This is a genomic window from Limosilactobacillus coleohominis, assembly GCF_016901675.1.
In the GTDB taxonomy this organism is placed as follows: Bacteria; Bacillota; Bacilli; order Lactobacillales; family Lactobacillaceae; genus Limosilactobacillus; species Limosilactobacillus intestinavium.
The window spans coordinates 1-1,359 of sequence record NZ_JACJKU010000148.1 but is presented as its reverse complement, the minus strand read 5'-3'; the positions used below and the strand labels follow the sequence as shown (position 1 = coordinate 1,359).

Sequence of the window (1,359 nt, the reverse complement as noted above, 5' to 3'; positions counted from 1 at the left end):
GTGATGTTCCAACCCCTGGTGATAAGAAGCCGGGCAATCCTGATAAGAAGCCTGGTGATGGTACGCCAAACAAGGACATCACGCATGAAGATCTGAATAAGACGATCACGCGGACGATCAACGTGACGACGCCAGACGGTCAGACGACCACGACGAAGCAAGTAGCGAAGATCTTCCGTGACGCCACGATCGATGACGTTACTGGTGAAGTAACTTACGGCAGCTGGTCAGAAGACACCTGGGCAGACTTCAAGCCGGGTCAACTTGCCGGTTACACGGCTTCCCAAGCGGATGTTCCAGCGGTAACGGTTAAGGATGGTCAAAAGGACCAGACGGTTGATATCACCTACACGGCTAATGAGGGGACGGTTCTGATCAAGTACGTCGACCGCGATGGCAACGAGATCGGCCAGCAAGTGATCACCGGCCATGTTGGCGACACGATCAAGGTAACGCCGCAATTCCCAGAAAACTGGGTACCGGTAGATCCAGATACGGTTCCAGCCGAGGTTCAGATCAAGGAAGAGAACGGCCAGATCATCATCGTGGTTGTTCGCCACGATGAGAAGGATCCGGTTCAAACCAAGAAAGTTACCCGGACGATCATGGTAACTACGCCTGATGGTCAGACGAAGACCATCAAGCAAGTCGTCACGATCAGCCGTCACGGTAACCTGGACCTGGTTACCGGTCAAATTGCTTGGCAGCCATGGACAACCGCGCAATGGGATGTCTTTAAGCCGGCAGCAATTGCGGGCTATATCCCAAGTCTGGCGGAAGTACCAGCGGTAACGGTTGATGGTGAAACGACTGATCAGACGGTCGACATCACTTATGCGACGGTTGCCACGCCTGCTCAACCAGAGCACCAAGCACCGACGGCTTCAGATACGCCTGACGCCCAGCAAGCAACGAACCAGAAGGCGGACAGCAATGCCCAGCCAGCGGTTACTGTTGTAACTAGTCAACAGACGGCAACTGCTCAACAGGCAGAATCCACTACTAACAGCCGCCGCTTGCCACAAACTGGTAATAGCCATGATGCTAGTGCCTTGGCAGGTCTGGGTCTGGCTTCCCTGATGGGACTGTTAGGCCTGGGCGGTAAGCGCCGCAAGCGTGACTAAGCACTAAAAATTGAAGATTCTTCCATAAATGAAGAAAACTTGAAGAACTAGACTAATCAGCCTTAGGCATTAGTCTGGTTCTTTTTTGTTGGTTGAGAATTTACAATTCAAGTGCAACACAAATTAAAAAAATAACCCATAGCGGGGTAGAATTAGTTTAACGACCAAGTCAAATAATTCGAGGTAACCCGTTATGAGCTATATCCATCTTACTATAAAAGAACGAGAAATGCTT

The 1,359-nt window shown here is 50.8% G+C and carries 1 protein-coding gene; it reads left to right on the top strand.

Annotation, left to right across the window (positions count from 1 at the left end):
* A partial coding sequence (locus H5975_RS08100; protein ID WP_204785616.1) for a mucin-binding protein occupies positions 1-1,124 on the top strand: 1,124 nt, incomplete at its 5' end.
* Positions 1,125-1,359: the final 235 nt, after the last annotated feature.